General features: G+C 51.5%; 21 protein-coding genes and 3 pseudogenes. 4 read left to right on the forward strand and 20 right to left on the reverse strand.

Annotated features, from left to right (window positions below):
• Positions 1–6: 6 nt before the first annotated feature.
• The 6 genes from DW743_RS08905 to DW743_RS08930 all read right to left on the reverse strand — a co-directional run bounded on the left by DW743_RS08905 (position 7) and on the right by DW743_RS08930 (position 6,159).
• Positions 7–441, reverse strand: a complete 435-nt coding sequence (locus DW743_RS08905) for a sigma-70 family RNA polymerase sigma factor (protein WP_117761379.1) — start codon at positions 439–441, stop codon at positions 7–9.
• 475 nt (positions 442–916) lie between these two features.
• Positions 917–3,397 carry an FtsX-like permease family protein gene (locus DW743_RS08910; protein WP_117761380.1) on the reverse strand — a complete coding sequence of 827 codons (2,481 nt, stop codon included), beginning with the start codon at positions 3,395–3,397 and terminating at the stop codon, positions 917–919.
• Positions 3,394–4,068, reverse strand: coding sequence for an ABC transporter ATP-binding protein (locus tag DW743_RS08915; RefSeq protein WP_117761381.1), 675 nt, complete (start codon positions 4,066–4,068; stop codon positions 3,394–3,396). Before DW743_RS08915 ends, DW743_RS08910 begins: the two co-directional genes overlap by 4 nt.
• A gap of 67 nt (positions 4,069–4,135) precedes the next feature.
• Entirely contained in the window at positions 4,136–5,269 is a 1,134-nt protein-coding gene (locus DW743_RS08920; protein WP_117761382.1) for a HAMP domain-containing sensor histidine kinase, read from the reverse strand.
• Entirely contained in the window at positions 5,257–5,931 is a 675-nt protein-coding gene (locus DW743_RS08925; RefSeq protein ID WP_117761383.1) for a response regulator transcription factor, read from the reverse strand. The genes DW743_RS08920 and DW743_RS08925 overlap by 13 nt, the downstream gene beginning before the upstream one ends.
• Positions 5,932–5,976: 45 nt before the next feature.
• Positions 5,977–6,159, reverse strand: a complete 183-nt coding sequence (locus DW743_RS08930; protein ID WP_117761384.1) for a helix-turn-helix domain-containing protein — start codon at positions 6,157–6,159, stop codon at positions 5,977–5,979.
• A gap of 157 nt (positions 6,160–6,316) precedes the next feature.
• Here DW743_RS08930 and DW743_RS08935 point away from each other — a divergent pair, with 157 nt between their 5' ends.
• The 4 genes from DW743_RS08935 (at position 6,317) to DW743_RS08950 (ending at position 8,917) form a co-directional block, all read left to right on the forward strand.
• Positions 6,317–6,685: a helix-turn-helix transcriptional regulator gene (locus DW743_RS08935; protein WP_117492189.1), complete on the forward strand. Its 369-nt coding sequence runs from the start codon at positions 6,317–6,319 to the stop codon at positions 6,683–6,685.
• 194 nt (positions 6,686–6,879) lie between these two features.
• Positions 6,880–7,209: a MobC family plasmid mobilization relaxosome protein gene (locus DW743_RS08940; protein ID WP_016300376.1), complete on the forward strand. Its 330-nt coding sequence runs from the start codon at positions 6,880–6,882 to the stop codon at positions 7,207–7,209.
• A complete protein-coding gene (locus DW743_RS08945; protein WP_117761385.1) occupies positions 7,170–8,513 on the forward strand; it encodes a relaxase/mobilization nuclease domain-containing protein in 1,344 nt (447 codons plus the stop codon). The genes DW743_RS08940 and DW743_RS08945 overlap by 40 nt, the downstream gene beginning before the upstream one ends.
• 71 nt (positions 8,514–8,584) lie before the next feature.
• A complete protein-coding gene (locus DW743_RS08950; RefSeq protein ID WP_113999337.1) occupies positions 8,585–8,917 on the forward strand; it encodes a DUF6050 family protein in 333 nt (110 codons plus the stop codon).
• 649 nt (positions 8,918–9,566) lie between these two features.
• On the opposite strand, the pseudogene DW743_RS19055 reads toward DW743_RS08950, so the two are convergent.
• From DW743_RS19055 to DW743_RS09015, 14 genes and pseudogenes are all read right to left on the reverse strand, one after another.
• Positions 9,567–10,019, reverse strand: a pseudogene (locus DW743_RS19055) (DUF4316 domain-containing protein); the annotation flags it as partial.
• Positions 10,020–10,088: 69 nt separating this feature from the next.
• Positions 10,089–11,393: pseudogene (locus DW743_RS08960) on the reverse strand (antirestriction protein ArdA); the annotation flags it as partial.
• 12 nt (positions 11,394–11,405) lie between these two features.
• Entirely contained in the window at positions 11,406–11,885 is a 480-nt protein-coding gene (locus DW743_RS08965) for a hypothetical protein (RefSeq protein WP_117761388.1), read from the reverse strand.
• Positions 11,872–13,971, reverse strand: a complete 2,100-nt coding sequence (locus DW743_RS08970) for a type IA DNA topoisomerase (RefSeq protein WP_117761389.1) — start codon at positions 13,969–13,971, stop codon at positions 11,872–11,874. The genes DW743_RS08965 and DW743_RS08970 overlap by 14 nt, the downstream gene beginning before the upstream one ends.
• A complete protein-coding gene (locus DW743_RS08975; protein WP_055266787.1) occupies positions 13,964–15,040 on the reverse strand; it encodes a CD1107 family mobile element protein in 1,077 nt (358 codons plus the stop codon). Before DW743_RS08975 ends, DW743_RS08970 begins: the two co-directional genes overlap by 8 nt.
• Entirely contained in the window at positions 15,030–15,302 is a 273-nt protein-coding gene (locus DW743_RS08980; protein WP_055266785.1) for a DUF4315 family protein, read from the reverse strand. Before DW743_RS08980 ends, DW743_RS08975 begins: the two co-directional genes overlap by 11 nt.
• 26 nt (positions 15,303–15,328) lie before the next feature.
• Positions 15,329–17,308 (reverse strand): C40 family peptidase, encoded by a 1,980-nt coding sequence (locus DW743_RS08985; protein WP_117761390.1) that lies wholly within the window; start codon positions 17,306–17,308, stop codon positions 15,329–15,331.
• On the reverse strand, positions 17,305–18,327 hold the full coding sequence (locus tag DW743_RS08990) for a DNA cytosine methyltransferase (RefSeq protein ID WP_117761391.1): 1,023 nt from the start codon (positions 18,325–18,327) through the stop codon (positions 17,305–17,307). The genes DW743_RS08985 and DW743_RS08990 overlap by 4 nt, the downstream gene beginning before the upstream one ends.
• Positions 18,320–18,493 (reverse strand): hypothetical protein, encoded by a 174-nt coding sequence (locus tag DW743_RS18120; RefSeq protein WP_181983161.1) that lies wholly within the window; start codon positions 18,491–18,493, stop codon positions 18,320–18,322. The genes DW743_RS08990 and DW743_RS18120 overlap by 8 nt, the downstream gene beginning before the upstream one ends.
• Positions 18,486–20,915 carry a VirB4-like conjugal transfer ATPase, CD1110 family gene (locus tag DW743_RS08995; RefSeq protein ID WP_181983162.1) on the reverse strand — a complete coding sequence of 810 codons (2,430 nt, stop codon included), beginning with the start codon at positions 20,913–20,915 and terminating at the stop codon, positions 18,486–18,488. The genes DW743_RS18120 and DW743_RS08995 overlap by 8 nt, the downstream gene beginning before the upstream one ends.
• Complete coding sequence (locus tag DW743_RS09000; protein ID WP_117761392.1) at positions 20,833–21,267, reverse strand: PrgI family protein; 435 nt, start codon at positions 21,265–21,267, stop codon at positions 20,833–20,835. The genes DW743_RS08995 and DW743_RS09000 overlap by 83 nt, the downstream gene beginning before the upstream one ends.
• Positions 21,268–21,281: 14 nt before the next feature.
• Positions 21,282–22,151, reverse strand: a complete 870-nt coding sequence (locus DW743_RS09005; RefSeq protein WP_021739912.1) for a VirB6/TrbL-like conjugal transfer protein, CD1112 family — start codon at positions 22,149–22,151, stop codon at positions 21,282–21,284.
• A 20-nt stretch (positions 22,152–22,171) separates the two neighbouring features.
• Positions 22,172–22,255 (reverse strand): annotated as a pseudogene (locus DW743_RS09010) (Maff2 family mobile element protein); the annotation flags it as partial.
• A gap of 90 nt (positions 22,256–22,345) precedes the next feature.
• On the reverse strand, positions 22,346–22,540 hold a 195-nt coding region (locus DW743_RS09015), incomplete at its 5' end, for a DUF4368 domain-containing protein (RefSeq protein WP_118760255.1).

Genomic DNA, 22,540 nt, shown 5'->3' on the forward strand with positions numbered 1-22,540 from the left:
GTTTCTTTAACCTCCCTTCGGCATGAGTGCAGCCAATTTGATCCGCAGCTCATTGAGTGATTTTGCCCGTCGCCGCTGCACGGCGCTGCGGGACATTCCCACAAGGCGGCCAACCTCCTGATCCGGCAGGTCCAAAACAAAATGCAGAACCAAAATACTCTGCTCCTGAACAGACAAACCGGCGAAGGCATCAGCCACAAGCTCGTTTTCAATATGTAGGTCATACCCGTGGGACGAGAATGTAAATCTGTCACTGGGGTAATGATCTACAACGCAGAGCTTGTCTATCTCCATTTGCGGAAGGTCGCTGAATGACAGTTCCCTGTCACGGCGCCTCTGCATTTCCCGGAGGTAGTCGATTGCCTCATGGTACAGTACCAGCTTGCAGTAAGCATCGAACTGGCACCGCTCGCCATAGTCATTGCGGGGGATCATATCCATCTTTTCACCCCCTTTCCTGGGGGAATGAGGTGGGTTTCTCCCTTTCCGCTAACAAGGCGAACGCAAAGCCGCTCGCTACCCGCTAAAAGCCTCCTTTTTGAAAATTTATCAAAAATTTTTTTCGAGGCGGGCTTGTCCTCGGAAAACAGCAAAAAGCGCCCAGCAAGTCGCAACGGACCTGCTGGACGCAGAAATGTTTTATAAAGAAGATTACTTGCATGGTATAGTTCATATCCAAAGCCGGACGACTCCGACGGAGGGGCTACGCTTTTTTTAGCTGGTGCAGATCATGGGCACTGCAAAAAGGCAAAAATGACACGGCGATACCTCCTCGGACACCGCCGTATCCTTAAAAAAGGGCGACTTTATCACACCCTCCGTAAATCCATTTTTTCAAAAGGAAAACGGCGGCCTGAAATGCAATATTTTCAAGCCGCCGTCATCTTTGCAAAGCCGGACGGCTTTTGCTCAGGTGTTATTCGATATTCTCAATTGTTTCAACAATGTTCATTTTTGCAATAGAGTGCAGCGGGATCGCCGTTGCCAGCAGACAGGCAGCAACAGAAACCACAGCAGCCTCTATAATCGCAATAACGGGAACGGCAACCAGTTGTAAGGCATCCGTCTTTGCAGCCCCGACAAAGATACAGCAGACATAGCCCAGCACTGCGCCAATCACAGAGGCAAAGATAGCGTAATAGGCACCTTCCCACAAGAATGTTTTATAAAGGCTTGCGGCACTCATGCCAATAGCCCGCTGCATACCAATTTCATTGACACGTGTATGGATGTTGCTGTAAACGGTGTTTATGATATTCAATATGCCAATGATGCCAATAAAGATAATCAGTACCCAGCAAAGCATTTTGATTTGTTCAAAACTCTCTGCCATTTCATTGCTGCTTTCAAGGTAAGAAAGCCAGTGAGCACCCGGATATTTGCTGCACCAATCATCCAATATACTTTCAAAAGAATTCGTATCTACGCCATCCTGCAATGTCAAATAGATTTCAGAATAGGTATCATCCTGCATCAGCGAGCAATATATTTCTTCGTTCACGATAAGTTGCACACCGTTGGTGAAACCTTCATTGTTGATTGTAATAGGAGTATCAATTATCCCTATCACACGAAGCGCCCTGCTGCCCAACTGGATCGTATCACCAATAGAAAGCTCCGTATGCTCCACAGGCATATCCCCGTAAGAAAAGGGAATAGGATTTTTGACAAGGCAGCCTGTTCCATTATTTAGCGCCTGCTTATCCTGATCAGAAAGATTGGGAGCGTAGATTTCTAATAGCCCATCGTCAATATTGACAAGCTGAAAAGTTTCGTGGCTCTGCACGGACAAATCTGTTTCAAAGGGAAGTTCGTCACCAGCACCCGGCGTAAATACAGAAAGCCTGACAGTGGAAATGTCTTTTACAGTGTCGTTTGCCTCCAATGTGCTTATAGCTTCTGCCGGAATACCTGATGTTTCATTTGTAACAGCATAATCGCTGAAATACATATCCTGAATCGAACTGCTGGCATCAAGCAGCCCAGTAAAGCTCTGCAGAGCAACAAAGACGGTAATGCTCATAACAAGAGACAGTATTGTAAGAAGCGTCCTGCCACGCCCGCGTTTCAAATTGAGTCTTGCATAGTAGGCTTCAAAATTGTAGATTTTGTGATTTCTTTTCCTGCGGCGTTTGATCTTAACAGACTGGCCAGACATAGCAACTGTCGGGGATACACGCGATGCGTACCGAGCAGCTGGAAAGGCAGCCATTAGCGCAAATAAAAGTGTGACCGCAATACTTGCAAGGAGCATGGGGAATTTTACCGTACTGGCAGCGCTGATTGCTTCGTTTAATTCGGAAACACTATTTGCCATGAATATATCAGGATTGAGAGCACCCGTAGCAGCAATTAGCGTAGCCTTTGCTGCTAATGTGCCAAGTACCAGCCCAATCGGAATACCGATTCCGCAAAGGATCAGGAGCTGCAAGGAAACAAGACGATAGATTTGTCCACGCTCTCCGCCGATTGCACGAAGTGTTCCATATTCTTTAATTCGTTTTGTAATGGAAATTTTTAGAATATTATAAATTACCAGTCCGGCTGCAAACAAAACCAACAAGCCTACCAAAACACACGCCACCGTCATAAAGGAAAAACCTGCACCAGCATCACTGTTGGATGTCTCATCATAAGAAATACCGACAGCATCAAGAAGAATCCAGTTATATTGGATATACCGATCCTCTACATCCAAGTTCTTCGCAAGATCATAAACGATGCTCTGAAAGTTTTTCTTGTCATGGGTCTTAAAGTCAGTAGAATAAAGCAGATATTTTTCTGGTAATAGTTTTTCTGCGGTTCCGTTTCCTACAATTCCTTCAACTGTACCTGTTGAATAGCCGATATAGCTGCTTTCAAGAATACCCGTTAATATGAATTTTCCGCAATATTCAAATTCAGGAAGTGAACCATCCATAACAGATACGCGCACATCCAAAGAAACGGTATCTCCAACCGCAGCATCTAATCCAAGATACCTCAAGCTATCCTCTGATAATGCAATTTCACTTGCTTTCTCCGGCAAATGCCCCTCTTTTATCTTGCTGATTGCTGGGTACATCGCCAAAGCGTTGTCATGATACTCTCTGAGATACAAGTTCAGGCTGCTATTACCAAGGGTTGTGCTGCCTACAAAGACGGTATCTCCTACATCATATACTCGATCATCCTCGTGGAGTTTCTGTGCTTGTTCCCTGCTGAGTTGATGAAATGTTACATATCGGTTTCCGTTTAGGCTCGCAGCCTGCTCTATTCTCATAGACTGCAAAATTCCAATGGACTGACCAACAACGGTTGTTATGATCGTTGACATGATAACTGCAATCAGGATTAAAGTCGCTGTAATTTTTTGCGTTTTTAGTTCTTTCCATGTAAGAGCTAAATAGGATTTCATCTTACTGTCACCTCCGAAAGCACTCCGTCAATGATGGTAAAACGACGCTCTGCCATTTCTGCAATATGAGGGTCGTGAGTAATGACAATAAGTGTCTTTTTCATTTTCGCCCGAAGATCGCAGAGCATTTTCATGACCTCGCCGCCGCTTTTGCTGTCAAGGTTTCCCGTAGGTTCATCAGCAAAGATGATGTCTGGTTTTGTAATCAGAGCGCGGGCGATTGCCACGCGCTGCTGCTGCCCGCCGGACAGTTCATGGGGCAGATGGTTCAAACGGCTGTCGATCCCTAAAAAGGCTGCGATCTCCTGTAAATAGGCATTGTCCGGCTGGCGCTTGTCGAGAAGCAGCGGCATGATGATATTCTCCTGCGCTGTCAGCACCGGGAGCAGATTGAATTGCTGGAAGATGAAGCCGATCTTTTGGCGGCGGAACGCCGATAACTCCTTGTCACTGCCGTGATGGATGTCAGTATCGCCATACAACACCTTGCCGGAAGTTGGCGTATCCAATCCGCTGATGATGTGAAGCAGCGTACTTTTGCCACTGCCTGACGGCCCCATAATGGAGATGAAGTCACCGGAGTGGATTGTCATATTTGCATGGCACAGCGCAACGACTTTGTTCTCGCCTGTACCGTAGATTTTGGAAACATCGTTTACTTGAATATCCATGAAAAAACTCTCCTTATCGGTTTGATAAGGAGAGTATAAAAGGCAAATCTCAAAAAACGCTCAAGAGTTATGAGATTTTCAAAATAGCGGAGGCAACAGCCCCGATATCGGTATTTGCGATTTTCAACGTACCGCCGTGTTTGCGGCAAAGAAGATCGCAGATATAAAGTCCCATGCCCAAATGCTCCGCTTCTTCCGTACCTTTGCGGAACGGCTGGATGCCGTTTTTCAAAAACTCCGCCGGAAATCCGTCGCCATCATCCGCAATTTCCAGTTTCAGATTTTCGCCCTCTATGGAGAGTTCTACCGAAACATTCTCTTTTGCAAATCGGAGAGCATTTGTTGTAAGGTTCTCAGCAACTTGAAACAACATCCCTTTATCCAGTGTGACAGTGCTGCCTGCGGATAGACCGTGAAAGTAAAGCTGCTTTCCATGATCGGCTGCGGAAAAGCCAAGGGCTCTTTCCAAATCGGCACTCAGCGCAGCGGTGTCAAAAGTCACTTTTTCCGGCTGCACCTGCTCCAACCGTTGAACCTTGCTCATAGTTTCTACATAGCGTTCGATGCGCCCTGTATAGGCTTCCATGCGCTCAAGATTATCCATGAGCTGCGGCGTATTGCCGCTATCTGCACACTGTTTTGCCATTTTTGCCGAGCCTTTTAAGACCGTTATCGGGTTTCGGAGATCGTGGGAGAACGCGGCGTTCAGCCGTTTCCGTTCCTCAGTTTGCCGCCACAGCTCGCGGTTGCTGTTCAATAGCGATTGCCGCATGGTTTCAAATGCAACACAGAGCTGTCCCAGCTCGTCCCCAGACACGGATGGAATGGTAAAGTCCAAATCATTCTCCATCATGCGGTTTGCTCCATCCATAAGAATAGCAAGTGGCTCTTTCAGCTTACAGCGATAGAACAGAGATGCAGTTAATATCAAAGCGACAATGAAGAATAGCATCGGCAAAACGAACTGAAAAATGGCCAACGCATTTCTAACTGCGGTTGCTCCTACTACCGGTTCCGGAAACTCTGTCTTTATTGTGGAATCTGCTCCAACGATAATTTGCACGCCAGATGGGGCGAATACTGCACTCAATTTTGTGCAGCCCACAAAAACAACAGCCGAAAGGCTTAATGCCAGCAATAGGTTGATGAGCGTCAGCGTGAACAAGGACTTTTTCAGGCTCATATTTTTTATCCATTCCATTTGTAACCCACCCCCCAAACTGTTTCGATATAACTGTGATGCGACAAGGCAGTAAACTTGCTTCGAATTTTTCGGATATGCTCCATAATGGTATCACTGTTGCCTTCGCCATCAAGTCCCCACACAGCTTCATAAATCCGTTCCCGGTCAAATACCTGCCCAGCGTTCAGTGAAAGCAGCTCCACAATGTCAAATTCCTTTTTTGATAAGTTGACAGGCGTTCCGTTGATAGATACCTCTCGTTTAGAGTAGTCGATCACCATTTCAGAGAAAAAGCGGAGTTCGGATTGCCCCTGCTTTCTGTTTTCCCGCCGCAAGTGTGCAGCGACCCTTGCGCCTAATTCATCAATGTCAAACGGCTTTATGATATAGTCATCCGCTCCAACCTGAAACCCTTTGATCTTATCGGCGGTTTCTATTCTGGCCGTCAAAAATAAGATGGGACAAGAAATGTGGCTGCGGATTTTCTCGCATACGATAAGTCCGTCCATGCCGGGCATATTGATGTCCAGCAGCACAAGATCAGGATGGCAAGCCGCCTGTTTCAATGCTGTTTCGCCATCATACGCCGTATAGACCACAAAGCTCTGCATTTCAAAATAGCTTTTCAGAACATCAACGATGCCTTTTTCATCATCAACGATGAGTAGCTTTTCGTTCACAAATCAACGCCTCCTTTTGCAAGCATATAGTATCGCATGAAAATCTCAAAAATTTCTCAACTTTTTCGTTCTTCCATCAACAGGCTTTTCAGCGTCCTTTGGTATCAACCACATACGGCTGAATTTTGCAACACCCGGTATTCGGTTTTCTTCGCACAACTTTTGAACCCGTCGTTCGGAAATGCCCCACTTTTTTGCCGCTTCTGGGGCAGAGATATATTCAAGCATTTTGCTATCCTCCCGTAAAAAATCCTTTGTCATTATTATATACGGTTAGCCGAATGATAGCAATACCGAGATATGAAATATAAAGTGTATGAAGAATGGATATCACATCATTCCATGTGCAGACTATGAAATATAGAATGTATGTGGGTGATGTTGAATGGCAAAAGTTGAAGACTGCCCTGGCTTTGAAACCTTCGGTGCAGATGTAAAAGAAGCACGGAAGGCGAAGAACCTTGCACGAAAAGATTTAGCCGAAAAGGTGAACATTGATACCAGGTATCTTGCCAACATCGAAAACGAGGGCACGATCCCAAGCCTGCCGGTCATCATTCAGCTTGTAAAAATCTGCGGCCTGCCGATGGAGAGATATTTCAATCCAGAGGTCATGCGAGAGGAAAGCGAGCTGCGCCAGCGGGTCGGACAGAAGTTAAAACTCTGCCCGGAACAGTATTTGCCTATCGTGGAAGGTGCCATTGACGGGGCCTTAAAAATTGAAAAGCCGAATGAAGAAACGGAGGGTGTCTGAACATCCTCTGTTTTTCTTATTTTGTGGGCATTTTGGGGCTTCCGCAACGCTTTATAAGTAGGGATAAGATACGGTAGCAAGCACAGCAAGCGAGTACCCGCTTGCGAATTTTGAGATTTTCAGGTCCCTTGCCCGAAAATTCAAAATTGCTTGTTGGGATAGTCCCAAACCCTTATAAAGAACGGAGGCGGCGCATGGCAAATCGAAAACGGAATATCCAAATGAAATTCTATGTTACGGAGGATGAAAAACGGCTCATAGACGAGAAAATGAGCCAGCTCCCCACACGCAGATATGGTGCATACCTCCGAAAGATGGCGATTGACGGATATATCATCTATACGGACACCGCAGATATCAAGGCATTTACCAAAGAGCTTTCTGCCATCGGCCGGAACATCAACCAGATAGCCAAGCGGATCAACGCCGGAGGTCCTGCGTATCAGGCCGACATGGACGAGATACGGGAAAGGCTGGACGAGATATGGCAGTTACAAAGACACATCCTATCAAATCAACGCTGAAAGCAGCCATTGACTATATCTGCAACCCGGAAAAGACGGACGGAAAGCTGCTTGTTTCTTCCTATGGCTGTGCCGCCGAAACTGCGGATATCGAATTTTCCTGGACCCGCCGCCATGCCATCGACAAGGGAACGAACCTGGGCCGCCACCTGATCCAAGCCTTTCAGCCTGGGGAGGTCACGCCGGAGCGGGCCCATGAAATAGGCATGGAACTTGCAAAAGAAATCCTGGGCGGCAAGTATGAATTTGTCCTTACCACCCACATAGACAAAGATCATGTTCATAACCACCTGATTTTCAATACGGTCAGCTTTGCGGATCACAAGCACTATCATTCCAACAAGCGGAGTTATCACTATATCCGCCGCACTTCGGACCGGCTTTGCAAGGAACACGGTCTGTCTGTCATCATCCCAGGACAGGACAAGGGCAAGAGCTATATTGAACATCAGGCTGCACAGAACGGCACCAGCTATAAGGCAAAGTTGAAAGCTGCCATTGACCGGCTTCTGCCAGCCTGTTCCGATTTAGAAGAACTGCTTCGTCGCCTGCAGAGAGAAGGCTATGAGATCAAGCGGGGCAAATATATCTCCGCCAGAGCGCCGGATCAGGAACGATTCACCCGTCTGAAAACCCTGGGTGTGGACTACACCGAAGAAGCCCTTGCCGCCCGGATTGCCGGACGTTCCAGACCTTCCCGCCAGCCGAAACAGCGGAACGGAAAGATCAGCCTGCTCATTGATATCCAGAACAACATCAAGGCACAGCAGAGTGCAGGCTTCACCCATTGGGCGAAGCTGAACAATCTGAAACAGGCCGCCAAGACCATGAATTTCCTGACGGAACATGGGATAAGCAGTTATGGAGAACTGGAAAGCAAATTGACCGCAGTATCCGCACGCAGGGATACCGCTCATGCAGAGATCAAGCGGATAGAAAGCAGAAGTGCCGAACTTGCCCTTGTGATGAAGCATGCCGGAACTTACCGTCAGCTAAAGCCGCTTTATGAAAGATACCGTAAATCGAATGATAAAGAAAAGTTTCTGCGGGGGCATGAGAGCGAGATCATCCTTTTTGAAGCGGCCGCCAGAGAATTAAAACGGCTGGGGACTGTGCCGCTGCCGACAACGGAAAGCATGAAAACGGAGCTTGCTAATCTCAACGCAGAAAAGGAACGGCTCCTTGCTGAATATAAAGCCGCAAGAGCCGAAGCCCAGGAATACGAGACCGTCAAGCAAAATGTGGATGCGCTGCTGACCGTTGCAAAGGAACAGGAACAACAGCGGCGGCATGAACTGGAATAAATTTCATTGAAAGACGCTGGGCGCAGCTCCCGGCATCCTGTATAATGGAACTGCGGAAGGAGGTTTTACCGATGACAAGAAGCGAAGCAATCAAAGCATTTTTCTTCAAAAGCGTATTGCCCGTGACCGTGGCACTGATCCTGTATTGTATCTTCAAATCTGCCTGCGTGAAGAACGGAGAGGTTGACTATGTATGGCTCTGGATACTCTGCGGGCTGCCGTTTGGCCTCCATCGGATGTGCCTCTGGATCGTGCCGGGCGGCGGCTCCCTGGGTGGAGGAATCGCCTTGTTTGCATTGAACTTTATTATCGGCGGCGTGATTGGTGGTTTCGTCCTGGCATGGCGGCTGATCGTGGCGGTGTGGTATGTGCCGCTGACGGTGTACCGGCTGATTGTTGGATGATTTTCTTGCGTCATGGAAATATGGAAAACTGCCGCTCGTGCCGATGGAAAAACCATTCACAACCTGATGGAAAAAGACAAGCCTTTTCCCACAGGCCTGCAAACAGCTTTCCCACAGCCTCGCAATTCTGACAGTTTACGCACATTCCCACAACGCCTACTGCGGCGGCTATCCATCCTTTCCTATCCAATCCTAATGAGAAAATACTATGGAAATTCCTTTTCAACGGAGGTACAATTTGTACCCCTGTTCAAACAACAGAACCGTGTTAAAGTAATTTGATGATAGCAAAAAGAAAAAGCGGGAGTACAGCCAATCGGATGAACCGAAAAGCTGTACTCCCGTTTTGTGTATCAGAAAGTGTTTGGAATCGAGCCATTTTCTCTATGTGCCAGCAAGCAGACCGACACATGAGAAATCATAAAGGCTCCCATTGAAAATACGAATACAGGGAATTATTCTGCGTTTTTCGCCCCCTTATCTTCACATATTTTAGACCGTTTGGAATTGTAATGCGGACAAGCGACCAGACACGCCCGGAAACTCTGCTTGCAGCCGTGAACACATTTTTTACAGATATGGTTATACTGCCGCCTGCCGTTCTCACCCAGGAAGAACGCCCATTCCAACCTCCACTTCTTGCTTCGGCTCATAGGCAGTCGTGCTCCGGCACATCACGGCCGGGCTTTTTGACCTCCTGGGGCTTATGCTCGGCACATTCCCGTTTGGCATCCTCCAACCGCTCGCGGATGGAAGGCTTCTCCGGCGTTGTCCGTTCTGTGTACTCCTGAGCTTTTTCCAATTCCTCGCCGCGTCTGCCGTTGTTGATAACACCGTCTATCATGCCGTAGTCATCCTCCAGCGTCATTTCAGCGGTGCGGAGAGGATTGTCCTTTTCCGGCTGTTCCGCTGCCACGGCAAAGGCCCGTGTGCCGTTTCCCATGATAAGATACTTTCCATCATCGGAAATATGGTGGACACCGTAACCGGCCGCCTCCATCTGCTCCCGGCTCATAGCCGTCACCTGAAAGCTTCCCCTCGGTGTCTGCACACGTTCGCCAGTTTCAAAACGGTCTGGCAGATAAGTGAGGTCTTGCTTCTCTGCCGGGACAGGGAGAACAACAATATTGCCATTGATCTGCATAAATCGTTCCGGCGTTTTGAACTGTTCCGTGTATTTCTGAATCAGTTCCGGGGACAGGGAGGCGAAATCTTCCTCACCAAGTCCAACCACCAGGAAAGTCCCTGCTACGATATCATAAATTTCTCCATCTTCATCCCGCAGTCCACGGTTCAGATCAAGCCCGATGAGCTTCCCTTCATCATTGCAGACCAGCGCCACCGGGTCGGAATAGGGATAGGTCGCTCCAATATCACCGCCAACCTCTGCCTGCAGGGAACGAAGGTTGGGGTCGATCTCCTTCACATAGGGTTCCTTCATAGGTTCCACTACAAGCACAGTCATCTTTTCCGCGGCAGCCCTTTCCGCAGCGGACAGCATTTCACCCGCATGGGACTTCTCCGGGTCCTCCAAAGCTGCCTTGACCTCCGCCGGGTCAAAATCAAGAAATTCCTCATAGCCCGTGGCGTCCTTGAACTTTTCAATCTCCGAAGGAAGATAGTCCTCCTGCGTCTGCCCCAGTGCTGCCAGCTTTTCATCCAAAGCGGAAATGCGTCCGACCATCAGGTTTTCGTAAAGTTCTTCCTTTGCGGCGTGTGCCTCCGGGTGCTCCGCCGCATACTGCGGATCGTTCTGACGGAAAAACTCGTCCATGTCAAAGGCAATATCCATAGCCCACTCGGATTTTTCTTCTTCGGGAAGATTGTCCTGGAAGGTCATCACCCGGTATTCGTCGGGGATACTGCCGCGCTCACCGTCGTAATACTCATGGAAACTGTCACCCGTATCACGCACATAGCCCTGATCCGTGAAGGTGCCGTTTTCCTCCAACGCAACGTCCCGGCCGTAGGCCTCATAGTCGATGTAATTCTGCAAATGCTCTGGCACCTGCATAACGTCCAGTTCTTCGATGTAATAGCGCCCCAGATCGTCATAGTCCTCAATGTTGGGGTAAATCTCATAGCAGTCCAGATTTTCCGTCAGGTTGATGATCTCCTGCACGCTGCCGCAATGGTCGCCCATCTCCATACCGGCCTGGAACCGCGCATAATCGCTCTGGTCCATTTCATCCAACTTGGACGCCAGATAGTTCAGCTCGTCCAGATTCTCGTATTCGCCCAGCTTACTGTAAAGACCGTCCACATAGCAGTCATAGTCCGTGATGAACCATTCCTCATAGGGATTGCCGAAGTCATCCTTCTGGCCGATCCCGATCCGCTTAAATACTTCCTTCAATTCCTCGGCGGTGGTGGGAAACTTCACCCACTCGCCCACAAGCTCGCCCTCATTATACTTCCCAAGATTAGTGATAAAGGCGGCAAAGGGATAATCCTTGTCGTGATCGTAATATGGCATATCAGCACCTCCTTACAGTTCCGGCGCAGCCTTTTCCTTGTAAGGCTGCGCCTTGTGTTTTTCCGCACATTCCTTTTTGCCCTGTTCCAGCCGTTCCCGGATGGAAGGCTTTTTCTCCAGCTTCGCAGGGCGTTCCTGTTCCCACTTGTCGCCGGAGAGAGAAATGTATCCGTGTTCCGTAAAATGCCCCTGTTCCTCCTGCATGGCGTACTTGCCAAAAGGAACAGGGTCGATTGCTTTCAGAAGTTCCGGGGGTAACGGCGTATCTATGTGCTGTGCCAGATACCGCCAGCCCAGATCGTTCAGATCGTGGATGTTGGGCTCAAATACGAAATAGTCGATGTTGTCCACGAACTCCTTAAATTGTTCTGGTGTTGTCAGCTTGAAGGGCGAGGCCTGCACCGCCGCCAACAGTTCCCGGTCCTCCGGGGAGAGGGCAGCCACCGCCGCCCTCACTTCGGGTAAATGTTCCAAAGTCTTATTTTCTGCCATCAGCACCAACCTTTCTTTTCGGAAATTCCAGCTTGAAATTGATGTACTTGCCGCCCGTATCGTCCAGGATTACCGCAGCGTCATAAGCAGCCTGTTTCTTTTCAGACCACATTCCCTTGACATTGGTGCGACCCTTTTTCAGAAGGTCCGTTGCCATCTTCTTTGTCAGCTCCTTCTTGCGGCTCGTCCAGAAGCGGTCATTTTTCCAGAGGACGAAACCGCAGGAGCGATCCGAACAGGCAAAATTCTTCTTACCCTCATAAACCGGCTGGCCGCAGCGGGGGCAGGTACCGATCATTTCCTTCTCCGGGGCAAACAGCTTTTTGCCATCCTCGGAAATGCAGGAATAGGTGGACACGATCTCTTGAACCATCGTGCGGATACCGTCCATGAAGGTATCCGGGTCAGCGCCGCCCTTTGCGATCTCCGTCAATTTCTGTTCCCATTCCGCTGTCAGCATGGGAGAGGTCAGTGGCTCCGGCAGAATCGTGACAAGGTTGATACCGGCTTTTGTGGGGATCAGGCTCTTGCCCTTGCGTTCCACAAATCCGGCTGCCACCAGCTTTTCGATGATGGCCGCCCTGGTCGCAGGCGTGCCAAGTCCTTTTCGCTCCGCCTCATCGGGAATATCATCCTTGCCTGCGTTCTCCATCGCGGACAGGAGGGTATCTTCGGTATAGGTCTTCGGCGGCTGGGTGAAATGCTCGGTAACAGCAATTTCCGCACTGTCAAAAATCTGCCCTTCGGTGAAGTCCGGGAGCGTGCCGCCGTCCCCATCCGCAGGCTTTTCTTTCAGAAAGGCACGGAAAATGCGGTCGATCTCCCGCCAGCCTTCGGAGAGGATGCGCTTGCCCTTTGCGGTGAAGGAATAGCCGCCGCAATCAAAGGTGGCCGTGACCGCCTCATACACATACAGCTCCGCCGATGCACACAGCAGCTTGCAGCAGACTAACAGCAGAAGGTTTCGTTCACCAACGGGGAGCAATTTCAAATCCGCTTTTTCAATCTCCATAGTCGGGATGATAGCATGGTGGTCAGATACATCCTTGTCGGAGATCATGGTCTCCACCAGCGGGAAGAAGTTGGAGCAGCCATCAAAGGGCGGCAGCTTCGCCGCCAGGTGGATCACACAGGAGGCTGTTTCCGCCATGTCGGAGGTCAGATACCGGCTGTCCGTGCGGGGATAGGTCAGCAGCTTCTTTTCGTAGAGGCTCTGGGCGTAGTCAAGGGTCTGCTTCGCCGTGTATCCGAACAGGCGGTTCGCTTCACGCTGCAAGGTGGTAAGATCATAGAGCTTCGGCGGCTGCTCCTTTTTCTGCTCCTTCGTGACGGAAGTACAGGTGACGGTCACACCCTTGCACATAGCCGCTGCCTGTTCCGCCTCCGCCGGATCAGTGAACTTCTCCGACACCGCTTCGGCTCCGTTCAGCGTCAAGCGCAGCAGATGATATTTTTCCTTGTGGAACAGCGTGATCTTCGCGTCACGCTCCGCCAGCATTGCCAGTGTGGGGGTCTGAACACGGCCCACATTCAGGGTACGGTGATAGAGAACGGAGAAAAGGCGCGTGGCGTTGATTCCCACCAGCCAATCCGCTTTCTGGCGGCAGAGGGCAGATTGATACAGGGCTTCATAGTCGGCGCCGGGGCGCAGATCAGAAAAACCCTCTCGGATAGCGCTGTCCTCCATCGAGGAAATCCAGAGGCGAAGGACCGGCTTGCGGCAGCCGGTCATTTCATACACCAGACGGAAGATCAGTTCCCCTTCACGCCCGGCATCACAGGCATTGACGATGGTATCCACATCGGGGCGGTCCATCAGGGCACGGAGATTTTCAAAAGCATCCTCCTTGCCTGGTGCCAGCACATAGCGGAACGACTCCGGCAGAATGGGAAGATCATCATAGCGCCATTTCTTGAAACGTTCGTCATAGCCGCCAGCATCCATCGGGGATACCAGGTGCCCTACACACCAGGACACAAGAAGGCCGCTGCCCTCATAAAAGCCGTCGGCCCTGGATGAAGCACCCAGGGCCGATGCGATAGATTTTGCCACACTCGGTTTTTCTGCGATAATCAGTTTACTCATTCTTTTCCTCCGTTTCCTCGTCCTCAGTCAGATATTCTTCTTCATCCTCCAGGTCGAAATCATCCAGATCAGCGGGAACTTTCTTTCCCTGCTTCGGTTTCAGCACCAGGAAATAGACCGCCGCGCCGCCTCCGGCTGCAAGGATCAGCAGCACCGCCAGGATCACCCCGGCATTGCTTTTCTTTTCGGGTTCCGGATTCTCCGGTTCGGTGGGTTCCGCAGCTTTCTGTTCCGTGCCAACACATTCACTAAGGTTCTTTACGCAGACCGGGCAAGCGGTATTGACCGCTCCGGCCTGGCACTTTTCCGTACAGGTGCAGACAATGGGCGTTTCCGCCTTTTCCCCATCCTCCGTCAGCGCCATGAGATCGGCTTCATCCACCTGGTTCAGAAAATGCACGGTTTCCTCGCCCTCATCGTCACGGTCGATAATGAGATAGAACACATTGCCGTTCTTCGTTTCCACTGTAATAAACTGCTTGCCGCTGGCGGTCGGACTGCCGATATCGTCAATCAGCGAAAGGTTCCCGTCCGGCGTCAGGGCGGCACCGTCATTCAAACCACCGCCCAGCATCCCCAGCAGATTTTCCAGTGTTTCCGCATCCAGAGAGAAAGAACCTTCTCCGGGACCAGCCTCGCCGTCACTTACCGTCATGTAGCCGGAATAGACATATCCGACCTTTTCCGGCAGGATGACCTTCAGCCAGTCGCCGTCCGTGCCGATCACCTTCACGGTCGTTCCGTTGGGAAGCTGGGTGAAGGCGGTATAATCCATTCCGGCGCCAGTGCGGACATTTAGATTGCCGCCGCCCGTGGTGACGGTGCCGGTCTGCCCGGAGTCATTTTCGCCGGAACTGAACTGGATACCGTCCTCGGTGACGGATACCGTGACCTGGCTGCCTGCCAGAGCGGAAAGCAGATCAGAAACATCCCCAGCCGTTTCCTGTTCAGCCACGGACTCCGTGGTTTCCTCGCCGCCGCTGGCAAAGGCGGTGACAGAAAAAGCGGCAGTGCTGAGCACTACCGCCAAAAGAGCCGATGCCATTTTTGTCATAAAGTTATGCTTCATCCTCGTATCCCTCCGTTTCCTCATTCTCGGTGTCTCCCTCCTGCAGCATACCTTCCGGCAGGGAGATCATGCCGCTGGCATAGGCTTTCAGGAAAGCGGTCAGCTCCTTGTTGTCCATCTTCACGGCTTTCACCATGCGGACGATTTCCAGATTTTCTTCCTCCGCAAGCTGGGCCTCCAGCGCACGAAGGCGTTTCTGCTGTTCCGCGATCTTTTCTTTGGTTTTCGCAATGTCATTGCGGATCTTCTGTGTCGTTGCCATAAATCAAATTACCTCCATATCGTTTTTTAGTTGTAGGGCGGTCGCCCGAAAGCGTAAAAGTGGGATTGCCAATAGCTTGTGTTGATATCTGCATACTGAATGGGGTCGCCGCAATGCAGCATTTTCCCGCCGCTCACATAGATACCCACATGGGAAACGCCCGGTGTATCGTAAGTGCCGACGAAAAAGATCAGGTCGCCGGGTCTTGCGTTGGCAGAGGATACCGGGGTGGAAATATTGTAGAGTCCTTGGGCTCCCAGCCTGCCCGTATTGCAGACGCCGCTTTGCGTCAGCACCCAGGACACGAATCCGGAGCAATCAAAAGAAGTGTTTGGATTGCTGCCGCCCCAGACATAGGGATAGCCGATATACTTCTCCGCCTCGGTAATGAGCGCTGCAAAGGTTTCATCTTCCAGTGCGGAAGGCGGAATATCATAGGTGGTGGGCGGTTTGGTGTACTTGTCTACATAGCCGGAGCCGGGGAACAAATCTTCCCGGTTTCCCAGCGTTGCCATATAGACCGCATACAAGGAAAGTGTTTCTTCGTCCATGATGTAGACCGGCACATGGGAAAGATCGAAGTTTTCCAGCTTCACATTGCAGATATAGTAGTTATACGGTACTTCCACGTCATAGTCATTTCCCTCGCTGTCCGTCCGGGTCACCGTCCGATAGCGTACCTCCACCTCCACGGTCTGCGTCAGGATGTACTGCTTTTCAAAGAGCATTTGCAGCTCCGCCTGAACCTCGTCGATGGTGAACACCCCTTCATGGAACGCCGTGAGAATGGAAATCAGCACATAAGGGTCATGCTCGATCTCGTCCAGATCAAAACGGTATTCGTCATATCCGGGGTGCAGAGCCTCATAGTGGTCCAGCTCATATTGAAGTTCCTGCTCCAATTCGCAGTAGGCCGCCTCCGCAGCCAGCATATCCGCATCCTCGGAGAGATAAGAGGAAGTGAACACGCCGCCCACGCCGGAGCCCGCCATCATGGAACAGGAAGATACCCCGCCAAACAGCAGGGCAACACAGGCGCCAATGCCGATCACCAGTAGCACCGCACGGCTATGGTGCTTGATGTAGAGGAAAGTTTCCTTGAAGGCGTCCTTTGCTTTTTGCGCCGCACTTTTCGCCGTGGCTGCGGTATTCTTTGCGGTTTTCTCCGCCTGTCGCAACTCCTTTGCATAGTTCCGCTTGATCCGCTGTTTCTGCAGAAAGCGGGATACCGGGTTAGAAGCCGCCAATGCAGGATCATCATGCAGTGCCTTTTGGTAAAGGTAGTCGGCGTTTGCCTTAAAAGAAGCCTGCTCTGCCTTCGCCGCGTCACGCCAGGGCTTTGTGAGGTGATGGTGGACGGCGGCACGGACTTTGCCTTTTCCGTAGGCAAGCCCACGCTCCGTCAGCACCTCGCCCTTGTGTCCGGCCTCAACACCCACATTTTCCTGTTCCACCTCATGCACCTTCGCATGGGCAGCGTGGACGATCTCATGGACCGGCCGGGAAAGCGGATTGTGCCGCAATCGTCCGTTGGGGCGTTTCTCCACTTCTTCAAAGTGAAGCTGCATTTTGCCTTTTCCGGCTGTCTCGTCAAAAACACGCTCGATACGGAGAACTTTCTTTGTAGGGATAGCGGCCTTTGCCGCGTCCAGCCTGTCCGCCGCACGGTCGGAACGGTCGATGTACTTCCCAAGTGCGGGATCGACACGTTCTTCCTCGGTGAATTGCAGACGGGAGGACGGGCGCTGCCTTGCGGCAGAACCATCCCGTACCGCCTGGGTGTCAGCCTTTTCCGCTTTTCGTGCGGCTTTCCTCTCATGGCGTTCCGCCGCACGCAGGGCAAGATCAGCCGCAGCGCCAGCGGATTCTTCCGAAGAAACGGACAGCTCCGTTTCCGGCTCCCGGCTGCTGATATGTTCCACCTCGCCCGTGGCAAGGTTTTCCGATACCGCACCGTCACGGGTCATTTTCTGCGTGATCTTATCGGTCGCTTTCAGTTCCCTCATAGGCAGTCACCTTCCTTTCCATAGGGGCAGAAGTTACCGCAGGTGCCATTCTCAATCATGGCGATATAGCGGAAAATGGGATAGGCCTGGGGCGGGCAAACCGCATTTCCCAATGTTTTCAGCCGCAGCGCCCGGTCATCCATGCGCTCGGTCATGCGGGGGATTCCTTCCGGTTCGGCGGTCCAGAGGATACGTCCGTCCATCCTTTCGGGAAGCCCATGAGCCATTCCACCCAATCCGGGTTCAGCGCCGCCGTTTCGGAAACCGGCTGTTCCTGAGAGATGATCTGCGCCGACAGGTTCCCGTCCTTCTTCGATGGATCGAAGGCCGACGGCTTCAAGGTCGAGCGGAAACCGTCCGACGCCACCGGGGTCAGATAGAATACCGCCGCCGACAGGCTCAGGCTCCAGATCGCCCCGTTTCGGTTCCTCTTGCGGAATATCCCATTGTCCGACAGGAACACATCCAGGCTTGCCGCGTCCCTGGCGGTGTTGTTGTCGGAGGCAAGGGGTGTGGGAAACATCAGCCGCGACGATAAAAGTTCGCTGGCGCTCATGCCATGCGCCGACGCCGCAAGCCGGAAATACGAATGGGAGAACAGCGTATCCCGCTTTTGCCAGGTCAAAGATCGTTTTGTCGAGCCCCATATTGATGAAGCCAGCAACATTTTCCCCAAGCACCCAACGGGGCCGCAGCTCGGTAATAACGCGGCACATTTCCGGCCACAGGTAGCGTTCATCCGCAAAGCCCTTCCGTTTTCCGGCGGTGGAGAAGGGCTGACAGGGAAAGCCGCCTGAGATAACGGTAACTGTTTCAAGTCCTGTTTTTTCAAAAAACGCCTCCTTCGTGAAAGTAGTAATATCCCGGAACCTGGGAACATCCGGCCATCGTGCGGAAAGGACGGAGTGCGGAAAATCCGCCCACTCACACTGGCAGACGGTTTCAAACCCGGCAGCCTCCGCCGCCAGGTCCAGACCGCCAATGCCGGAAAACAGGCTCACATGGGTCAGTTTATTCATAGTCCTTCGGCGCACGGAACGGTTCGATCTCACTTTCCAGCTCCGCAAGGACCGCCTCCATATCCGCCGTGACCGCCTTGCTTCTGGCAATCAGCCGGTTCATCACATCAAAGAAGGTTTCGCCCTCCTGTTTTTCTTCTGTATGCAAATAGCGGGGATCATTCATGTTCGTTTTCTCCTTTCCCGGTTTCACCAAGTTTTGTCGTCATAATGCTGTAAAGCTCGTTGTCCTTCGGGAAGTCATCCACAAAAGGAAGGATCACATTACCGAAGAAGATCAGCCCCTCGCCGGGGCCTGCGTTGCTGATATGCGCCGCCTGCTGGTTGGAGATATTCAGGCGCTCGCAGAGGATTTTCCTGTCTCCGCTGGCCTGGTTCAGAAGGTACACAAAATCGCTGTTTTCAAAGATATTCTCGATCTCCGGGGAGGAAAGCAGATCCTTGATGTTCTGCGTAATTCCCGTGGGGATACCGCCCCATTTGCGAAAGCGTTTCCAAATCTCCACACTCCAGGAACCAACTTCACCGCGCAGAAGAAGGTGGAACTCGTCCACGAAATACCAGGTAGATTTGCCCTGATCCCGGTTCTGGGAAACACGGTTCCATACCTGGTCCTGGATCACCAGCATACCCAGGCTTTTGAGCTGCTTTCCCAGCTCCTTGATATCGAAGCAGACAATGCGGTTGTTGATATCCACATTGGTGCGGTGGTTAAAAACATTCAGGCTGCCATGCACATACAGTTCCAGTGCCGCCGCGATCCGCTGTGCCTCCGGCTCCGGCTGCCGTTTGATCTCGTCATACAAATCTTCCAGCAGCGGCATATTCTCCGGGCGGGGGTCTGCGATATATGGGCGGTACACGATCCGCACGGCACGGTCAATGACCGTTTTTTCCACTGGCTCCAGACCGTTCCGGCCGCCTGCCGCCAGTTCACAGAACGACAAGATAAAGTCAGATTTCAACGCCAGCGGGTTATCATCCTCGCTGTAATTGAGGTTGATATCCATAGGGTTCACATACTGCGTACTGGTAGGTGAGATTTTGATGACCTGACCTTCCAAACGGTTCACCAGCGGAAAATATTCCGCCTCTGGGTCGCAGATCAGGATATCGTCCTTTGTGTTCAGGAATACCCCAACGATGGAACGCTTTGCGGAAAAACTCTTGCCGCTGCCGGGTGTGCCTAAGATCATGCCGTTGGGCGTTTTCAGCTTTTTGCGGTCAGCAAGAATCATGTTGCCGGAAGTGGCATTGAGCCCGTAGTAGAGAGCCTCGCCGCCGTGGAAAATCTCCTGTGTGGTGAAGGGAACGAACACCGCCACCGCCGAAGTGGTAAGCCCGCGCTGTATCTTAATGCGGTTGACACCCAGGGGCAGAGCCGATACGAAGCCGTCCTCCTGCTGAAAGTCCAGCCGCACCAGGGAGCAGTTATATTTCTGCGCCACGCTTGCCGCACGGAGAAGGTCATTCTCCAGCTTTTGCTTGCTGTCCGCAAAGTTCACCACCAGGAAGGTCATCAAAAACATTCGCTCATTTCTGCTTTGCAGATCACGGAGGATATTCTTTGCCTCGCCTGCGTAGGTGGCAAGATCGGTGGGGATGATATCCATGTCGAAACCTTCCCGCACCGCCTTTTTCTGCGCGTCGATCTTCATACTGTCAATGTCGGTGATTTTTCGCTTGACCGTTTTGATTGCCTCGTTCTGATCCATACTGCGGATATGGAGGCTGACAAGCAGCCCGCTGTCCGTATCCAGCAGTTCGGTGAGCATACGGTCATCCATTTCCGGTGCGCTGATCTGCAGAAATGACACGGCACAGAATTTATCCGCCATCGTGAACTTCCTTGCTTCACCGAAGCGGAAAGAAGAAGGTGCGACAAAATCCTGGACCGACAGGCCGGAAGGGGCAAGCCAACTCCATTCAAAGGCAAACCGTTCTCCGTACGGGTGCAGGATGCCGTGGAGCATTTCCAGCCACTCCTTGCCGCCAAGCTCCTTTGCCAGAGCGCCCATGACCTTGAAATGGTTGAGGGCGTCCATGACGATTCGGGAAAATCGTGCCCGTGCGGTTTTGCTGTCCCGTGCCTCGATGGTGAGGGTCAGGTACTTTGTTTTGATAAGACCGTTGTTGCCCCGTTCAAGCTGCTTGCGGAGCATTTGCGTGTAAAGCTCACGGATATGGTCGAAGTGATCTCCCTGCGCCGCGATCTCGATACGCTTCACAAAATCCTCCCGGTTCATGCGGCGGCTCACAAGGGAGAGCTGCATCCCGATAGAAGCGTCATGGGCGTTATACATATCGCAGAGGGCTTCAAAAATCGCCGTCTGATCGTCAAGTTTCGCAAGCTGATAATTCACATCCTCGAACTCGATACACTTCGACCAGGTGTGATCGTCCAGCTTGCACAGGCCGTCCGGGTACATCTGGCGGAACGGTAAGGTATCCTGTGCGGAATGTACCTTGCCGTCACCTCTGGCGGTTTCCAGGATACGGCTGATCTCACGCTTTTCCGCGGCGGTTAGCTTTACCGTGGGTTTGGACGCCTGCCGTGCCTGCGGCTCTGGCTTTCGCTTTCTGAACAATGGCTTTCACCTCCTTTTCCGCCTGGGCCTGCCGCTCCAAGGCTGCGTAGAAATTGTTTGTCCGGTAAGGCCGCTCTTTCGTCCGCAGGAACATACAGCGGATGACCTGTCCGGCCACCACTTCCAGGGGTTGGCCGTGCCGCTCATACATGGCGAGCAGAAAGAACGGGAGCATGACGATAATCATGCAGAACGCGGCGGCACTGTTGCTGGCCGTGCGTCTGAGCAAAAAGAAAAGCGGTACTCCGATGAGTGCCGCCGCTCCGAAACATATAAGCTGCCGTTTGGTAAGCCCAAACAGCACTTTGGATTTTACTTTCGTCAAATCCTTTGGAATGGTTACATACGCCAATTTATCAAGCCTCCTTAATGCGCTCCGAACAGGCTCTTAGAGAGGCTGCCGGTCTTGAACAGGGCGAAGCACAGCAGGACCGTGTAGCCCATGCAGGCCCATATCGCGCCTGAGATATTTCCGTCCGTGGCGATACTCTGTACCAAAACAGAGTAGATTCCCACGCACACCATGATTAGAAATGCCTGGAACGCCAATGCAAACAGGGATTTCAAGTAGTTCTGTCCTGTATGGCTCCAATCCCGGTTTGTCATAGTGGCAAGCGGAATCGGTCCAACGGAAGTCGTCAAATACACCTCGATCATGCGGCCGTAGATGACAAGCATGATACAGATGGAAAGGGCGTTCATGGTAAGTCCCACAAAAAGGGACTGAAACCACAGCCCGAACAGTTCTCCCGTGCCCAGGGCTTCAAGCTGCGCCTCCATATCCGTGATGACGCTGCTGATATCAATGGAGGTATTCCCAATGATGACGCCCGCGCTGCTGTTCACAACGCTTTGCCCCACATCGAAGATACCCATGACGATATTCCATGTGTTCGTTACAATGAGGACGGCACAGAAGGTCTTGAAAATCCACTTGAAGAACATCCAGGTATCTACATCGTGCAGATTGTTTTTCTCTGTCACAAGCTGGATCAGCTCATAACACATTACGAATGTCAGGATAACCCCGGCGATTGGAACGATCACCGTTTCAGAGAGGTTTCGGATCATAGAAAAGACGCCGCTGTTCCATGCCAGCGGCGTCTGTCCCACTTCACCGGCGATCTCGCCTACTTTGGTATTGACCGTATCGAACATGCCCGACAGGTTTCCCGTGATTCCCTCGATGAGCAGTCCTCGGAGCCATTCATCGAGTTTGTCGAGTATGCCGCCCATAAGCGATCACCGCCAGACGATCAACCGAACAGGCCGGAGAGCAGAGGTACAAGGGTGATGCCGATGAGGGCGACACCGCCGCCGGCCATCAACTGTTTTATCCCCAATTAGGTGTAAAACTCTGCTCGATGGCGGGCGGCGGCGTACAAAAAATCTATATGGTGTTTTTAAGAGAACCGTCCCGGCGGGACAGGTCAGGCAGTGACCTGTTCCACCTCCGGGATGGGTTTGAGATTAAAATGAATTTCGATAGAAATGTGTCTTGTTTTATCTTCGTCAATGCGCTCATGCACGACGATTTCTTTGATTAAGCGGTTGAGGGTGGCTGCGTCCAGCTCTGTGATGTTGGCGTATTCCTGAATGGCTTCCACCCATTGTTTTGCGTCATT

It is taken from the genome of Blautia sp. AM28-27, from assembly GCF_003480905.1.
Classification (GTDB): Bacteria; Bacillota; Clostridia; order Lachnospirales; family Lachnospiraceae; genus Fusicatenibacter; species Fusicatenibacter saccharivorans.